The organism is Telluria sp. PB2R4, assembly GCF_059685695.1.
Genome location: NZ_JCASIC010000019.1, coordinates 66,547 through 72,658, shown reverse-complemented (window position 1 = coordinate 72,658; position 6,112 = coordinate 66,547). Strand labels below are relative to the sequence as shown.

At 68.0% G+C, this 6,112-nt stretch carries 2 protein-coding genes, 3 tRNA genes and 1 pseudogene; 2 read left to right on the top strand and 4 right to left on the bottom strand.

Features of this window, described 5'->3' with window-relative positions; genetic code table 11:
* Positions 1 to 213 (top strand): annotated as a pseudogene (locus AC56LU_RS23065) (IS1595 family transposase); the annotation flags it as partial.
* 92 nt (positions 214 to 305) lie between these two features.
* Here the strand turns inward: AC56LU_RS23065 and AC56LU_RS23060 are convergent.
* From AC56LU_RS23060 to AC56LU_RS23050, 3 genes are all read right to left on the bottom strand, one after another.
* Positions 306 to 382 (bottom strand) — tRNA-Arg (locus AC56LU_RS23060).
* Positions 383 to 573: 191 nt separating this feature from the next.
* Positions 574 to 650: transfer RNA gene (locus tag AC56LU_RS23055), tRNA-Arg, on the bottom strand.
* A 283-nt stretch (positions 651 to 933) separates the two neighbouring features.
* Positions 934 to 1,010, bottom strand: a tRNA-Arg gene (locus AC56LU_RS23050).
* Between the two features lie 108 nt (positions 1,011 to 1,118).
* On the opposite strand from AC56LU_RS23050, the gene AC56LU_RS23045 reads away from it, so the two are divergent.
* A complete protein-coding gene (locus tag AC56LU_RS23045) occupies positions 1,119 to 5,069 on the top strand; it encodes a two-component regulator propeller domain-containing protein (protein WP_497177933.1) in 3,951 nt (1,316 codons plus the stop codon).
* Between the two features lie 17 nt (positions 5,070 to 5,086).
* On the opposite strand, the gene AC56LU_RS23040 is transcribed toward AC56LU_RS23045, so the two are convergent.
* A complete protein-coding gene (locus tag AC56LU_RS23040) occupies positions 5,087 to 6,034 on the bottom strand; it encodes a D-2-hydroxyacid dehydrogenase (RefSeq protein WP_497177932.1) in 948 nt (315 codons plus the stop codon).
* Positions 6,035 to 6,112: the final 78 nt, after the last annotated feature.

The window sequence follows — 6,112 nt, the reverse complement described above, 5'->3', positions numbered from 1 at the left end:
GGCATCGCTCACCAGGCGGTCAACCTGCGGGCAGGGCAGCGGGTACGTCACGGCGCTGCCGGCGCAATCCATGTGCAGAGCGTCAATGCCTACCACCAGCGCTTGCGCCAATGGCTGCTCCGGTTTCATGGCGTGGCTTCACGCTACCTGCCGAACTACCTGGGCTGGCATCGGGCACTTGATGGAGAGAGGGCCACTTCTGTCGAACAATAGCTGCGCATCGCAATCGACGTCATCAACATAAAAAGGTGACAGCGCCAAAGAAAAATGGCCCAGAATCGCTTCTGAGCCATTTTAAGAAAAGCTGGTGCGGCTGGCAGGAATCGAACCCACGACCCCTTGGTTCGTAGCCAAGTACTCTATCCAGCTGAGCTACAGCCGCCCGAGGCATGCATTATAGCAGCACCTGCCGGAATGGCAAAGACCTTGTCGCCGGGCTCGTCACCCGACCTGGATGGATTACCGATGGCGGCGCCAAGCCAGGGACGAAGCTGAGGGAAGATCGACCGCCGCGCCAGGTCGGCGCCACAACGAAAAAAGGAACCAGATGTTTCCATCTGGTCCCTCGTATTCTGGTGCGGCTGGCAGGAATCGAACCCACGACCCCTTGGTTCGTAGCCAAGTACTCTATCCAGCTGAGCTACAGCCGCCCGATGCACGCATTATAGCAGGGGATCGCGACTTGGCAAAGCCTCATGACGATCCACGCAAATCCTGTCCATGTGCGGGAAGCCCGGCATGTTGCCGAAGCCGTGATGAGGCCAATGCCGGTTATCGAAGCGCGGTCACGCAAATCTCGGGGAGGGCGGGCAATTTCGGGCGATGCCCGGAACGCCGAACGTGCGCGCTTTCAAATCACGTATGAATGAGGCGGCAAAACGAGAGCCATGACGAAAAAAGGGACCAGATGTTTCCATCTGGTCCCTCGTATTCTGGTGCGGCTGGCAGGAATCGAACCCACGACCCCTTGGTTCGTAGCCAAGTACTCTATCCAGCTGAGCTACAGCCGCCCGATGCACGCATTATAGCAGCGTGTTTTTATTTCCGGAAGTGTCATTTTTTTTCCGCAGGCAAACCAGCTCTGGTAGATTGGCCGGATTGATCGATTTGGGAATGCTATGTTTGCCTTCAAGCCAGGCCCGCGCCTTGCCCTGGTCGCTTTCTTGCTGTTGTGGATCTGGACCGGCAGCGCCCCGGCCGCGCCGCGCAGCCTGCGTTTCGAACGCCTGTCGGTCGAGCAGGGGCTGGCGCAGCAGTCGGTCCTGACCATCCTGCAGGACCGGCGCGGTTTCATGTGGTTCGGCACGCAGGCGGGCCTGAACCGCTTCGATGGCTACCGCGTCACGGTCTACCGCAACGATCCCGACAACCCGGACAGCATTCCCGACAACTATGTGATGGCGTCCTACGAGGACGAGCAGGGGCGCCTGTGGTTCGGCACCAAGGGCGGCCTGACCCGCTTCGACCATGCCAGCGGCAAGTTCGTTCGGTACGCGGCGCCCGCCCCGCAGCCGGCCGGCAATGCCTATGCCGGCAACCGCGCCGTGCTGGCGATCCAGCCGGCGCGCGGGGGCGGCTTGTGGCTCGCCACTGGCGACGGGCTGCAGTATCTCGACACCGCCGGCGGACGCCTGCGCAGCTACCGCCACGATCCCGCCGATCCGCGCACCCTGCGCGACAACCGCGTCAACGCGCTGGCGCTCGACGCCCGCGGCGACCTGTGGATCGGCACCGCGGCCGGCCTGGACCGGCTGGCGCGGGGCGCCGACGTGTTCGAGCACCACGATGTCGATGCCGTCGACCCGCAGCGCAATACCGTGCTGGCGCTGTCCATGGGGCCGCGCGACACCTTGTGGATCGGCACCGGCGAGGGACTCGAAGCCTGGCGCCTGGGCGACGGGAAGCCATTCGCCCGGCCCGAGCGGCGGCGCATCGGCAGCCGGGAAGGCCTGGGCGAGCCGCGCGTGAACGCCCTGTACCACGACGGCGGTGGCACCCTGTGGGTCGGCACCGACATGGAAGGCCTGAAATGGCTGGACCCGGCCACCGGCCGTTTCCTCAGCTACCGCAACGATCCGGCCGACCAGCATTCGCTCTCGGACAACCAGGTCAGTGCGATGCTGGTCGACCGCACCGGTACCCTGTGGGCCGGCACCCAGTTCGGCGGGGTCAGCCGGACCGACCTGGCCAGCGGCGGTTTTGCGCGCTATGGCGGCAACGACGGCCTGGGACGCGCCAAGGTACGTGCCATCGCCGAAGACCCGGACGGCGGGGTATGGATCGGCACCACCGGCGACGGCCTGATGCGGATGCAGCGGCCGGACGGGCGCACCGAACGCATCGGCCTGGGCGGCCAGCCGGGCGCCGATCCGGGCGACATCGTGAGCGCGCTGGCGCACGCGCGTGGCCGCCTCTGGATCGGCACCCCGGACGGCCTGGCCTGGCGCGACGCGGCGGGGCGCTTCGGCCGCACTTCGCTCGGGGCCAGCCCCGGCGCCAACTGGGTGCAGGCGCTCCACGCCGGCCGCAGCGGCACGCTGTGGATCGTGACGCGCGGCGGACTGGCGGCGCTGATGCCCGGCCAGGAGACGGTCCGCACCTGGCGCAATGACGCCGACGACCGCAGCAGCCTGGGCGAAAACTACGGCTTCACGGCGTTGGAAGACCGCCGCGGCATCGTCTGGGTCGGCACCGAGACCGGACTGGAGCGCTACGACCCGGCCAGCAACCGCTTCACCCATTACCGTCACGACCCCGGCAACCCGAACAGCCTGCGCCACAACCGCATCTATTACCTGATGGAGTCGGCGCGCGGGGAGCTGTGGGTCGGCACGGCGGGCGGCCTGCACCGCATGCAGCACACCAGGGATGGCGTGCGCTTCCGCTACTACCCCTTCACCAAGGCGCGGCAGGCGCTTCCGATCGGCGCAATGATCGAGGACGCGCACGGCTACATCTGGGCCAGCACGACTGTCGGCATCACACGGCTCGACCCCGCCAGCGGCGCCATCAAGAACTACACGGCCAAGGATGGCCTGATCGACGGCTCTTATTTCGTCGGGGCGGCCACCCGTGGCCGCGACGGCCAGTTCTACTTCGGCGGCGTCAGTGGTTTGACCTCGTTCATGCCGGACGCGGTGCGCGACAACCCGTACGCCCCGGCAGTCGTGATCACCGATTTCCTGGTGCTGAACCGCTCGCGGGCGGCGCCGAACTTCCACGAGCAGACCGAACTGACCCTGTCGCACCGCGATTCGGTGTTCGCGCTCGAATTCGCCGCGCTGCATTATGCCGACCCGGAGGGCAACCGCTATGCCTACCAGCTCGAAGGTTTCGACCAGGGCTGGGTCGACACCGACGCCCGGCGCCGCTATGCCACCTATACCAACCTCGATCCGGGAGCCTACGTGTTCCGGGTCCGCGCCAGCAACAAGGACGGGATCTGGAGCACCAGCCCCGCCAGCCTGAAGATCACGATCACGCCGCCTTACTGGAAGACCTGGTGGTTCCGCACGCTCGCGCTGGTGGCGCTCGTGCTGCTGTTCGGCGGCGGCTACCGGCTGCGCATTCGCGCCTTGGTGGGGCAGAAGCTGCTGCTGGAGCGCGAGGTCGGCGCGCGCACCGAGGAGCTGCGGCGCCAGAAGGAGTCGGCCGAGCGCCGCAAGCAGGAAGTCGAGGAACAGAAGGAAGAGGTGGAGCAGGCGCACCGCAACATCGCGCTGCTGTCGGACATCGGGCGCGCGGTGACCGCCAACCTCGAGCTGGAGGCGATCATGTGCACGCTGTACGAACACGTGCACGCGCTGATGGACGCCACCCTGTTCGCGGTGGTGCTGCGCCATCCGGAACGCAACGCGCTCGAATATGCCTACGCGGTGGTGGACGGCGAGCGCCGCGCTGTCTTCGAGCTGGCGGAGGACCCGCAGCGGCACCTGGCCGCCTGGTCGATCGTGCGCGGCCGCGAAGTGCTGGCCGGGCAGCCGCCGCATACGCTGATGGACGAACTGGTCCAGTATCTGCCGGCGCTGCCGGCCGGGCGGGCGCTGGACCTGGCGCTGCCCTGCGCCGCGCGGGCCGGACTGAAGCCGCGCTCGCTGCTGCTGGTGCCGGTGATGGTGGGCGAGCGGGTGCTGGGCGCGCTGACGGTGCAGAGCCCGGCCGCCGCGGCCTACGGCCAGGTGCACCTCGACATGCTGGAAACGCTGGCAGCCTATGTCGGCGTGGCGATCGACAACGCCAGCGCCTACCGCCAGCTCCAGGAAACACAGGCCCAGCTGGCGGCCCAGGAAAAGCTGGCCTCGCTCGGCTCGCTGGTGGCAGGCGTCGCCCACGAGCTGAATACCCCGATCGGCAACAGCCTCTTGATGGCCAGCACGCTGCAGGAGAAAACCAGCGACATCGCCGCGCGCTTCGACAGCGCCCAGCTGCGCCGCTCCGACCTGGCCGACTACATGTCGGCATCGCGCGAGGCGTCCAGCCTGATCATGCGCAGCCTGCACAACGCGGCCGAACTGGTCAACAGCTTCCGCCAGGTCTCGGTGGACCAGGCCAGCGCCCAGCGCCGCCGCTTCGACCTGGCCCAGGCCTGCCAGGAGATCGCGGCTACCATGATGAACACGGTACGGCTCGGCGGACATCGACTCGAGCTGGAGGTGGCGCCCGGCATCGTGATGGACAGCTTCCCCGGCCCGCTCGGCCAGGTCGTGATCAACTTCGTCAACAACGCGCTGCTGCATGCCTTCGACGGGCCGGGCGGGCACATGGTGCTGGACGCGGCGCTCCTCGACGGCGGCGCGGTGCGCATCGGCTTCCGCGACGACGGGCGCGGCGTCCCCCCCGAACACCTGGCGCGCATCTTCGATCCCTTCTTCACCACGCGCATGGGGCAGGGCGGCACCGGCCTGGGCCTGAACGTCACCTGGAACATCGTCACCACGCTGCTCGGCGGCACGATACGCGCCGAGAGCAGCCCGGGGCAGGGCGCGGCCTTCATCCTCGAGCTGCCGCTGCGCGCGCCGGAGCCGCAGGCGGCCCCGGGGCAAGCGCAGGAACCCGTCAGCGGGAGGTAGTGGTCCCGGCCGCGGTCCTAGCCGACGACATTGCGCGGCTGGCCAGCGGCCCAGGCTTCGATGTTGTCCACCAGCATGTCGGCCAGCGTCTGCATCGCGCCGGCGCTGGCCCAGGCCACGTGCGGCGTCAGGATGAAGTTCGGCAGGCGCAGGCGCAGCAGCGGGTTGTCCGGTAGCGGCGGCTCCTTGCTCAGGACGTCGAAGCCGGCGCCGCCGATGGTCCCGTCCAGCAAGGCCCTGGACAGGGCCGCTTCGTCCACCAGCCCGCCGCGCGCGGTGTTGATCAGGAGGGCGTCCTTTTGCATGAGCCCCAGTTCCCTGGCCCCGATCAGGTGGCGGGTGGCCTCGGTGAGCGGCAGGTGAAGGCTGACCACGCTGGACGTCGCCAGCAGCTCGTCGAGCGGCAGCTCCAGTACCCCCGCCTCACCGATCGGCGAGCGCGACGTGGCGGCGATCTCCATGCCGAAGGCGCGGCCCAGATGCGCCACCTTGCGCCCCAGTGCGCCGTAGCCGACGATGCCGAGGCGGCTGCCGGCCAGGTCGCCGATCGGGTGGTCCAGCAGGCAGAAGCGGGTTGACGTCTCCCAGCGGCCGGCCTCGACGTCGGCCACGTAGGCGCGCAGGTTGCGGCGCAGCGCCAGCAGCAGGGCGAAGCAGTGCTCGGGCACCGACACCAGCGAATAGTCACGGATGTTCGACACCACGATGCCGCGCGCCCGGCAAGCCGCCAGGTCGACATTGTCGGTGCCGGTGGCGGCAACCGCCACCATCTTCAGGTCGGGCAGGCGTTCGATCGCAGCGGCGCGCAGGGGCACCTTGTTGGTGATGGCGATGCTGGCGCCCGCCAGGCGCGCGACGACCTCGTCCTCGGCCGTGCCGGCATGGTCCTGCCAGTCGTGGACAAAGGCGGGCGCGCGCACGGTGGCCTGCAGGCTGTCGCGGTCGAGAAAGACGATACGGTGCATGGCGGGCTCGCTGGGGAAAACCCCATTGTACGTCCGCTTGCAAGTTGCGCAACACTGCGAGAGAAAGTTAGCTGGCGT

What these genes read in the sequence shown, in the direction of transcription:
- AC56LU_RS23045 (WP_497177933.1), top strand. Translation starts at nt 1,119, where the DNA reads ATGTTTGCCTTCAAGCCAGGCCCGCGCCTTGCCCTGGTCGCTTTCTTG.
- AC56LU_RS23040 (WP_497177932.1), bottom strand. Translation starts at nt 6,034, where the DNA reads ATGCACCGTATCGTCTTTCTCGACCGCGACAGCCTGCAGGCCACCGTG.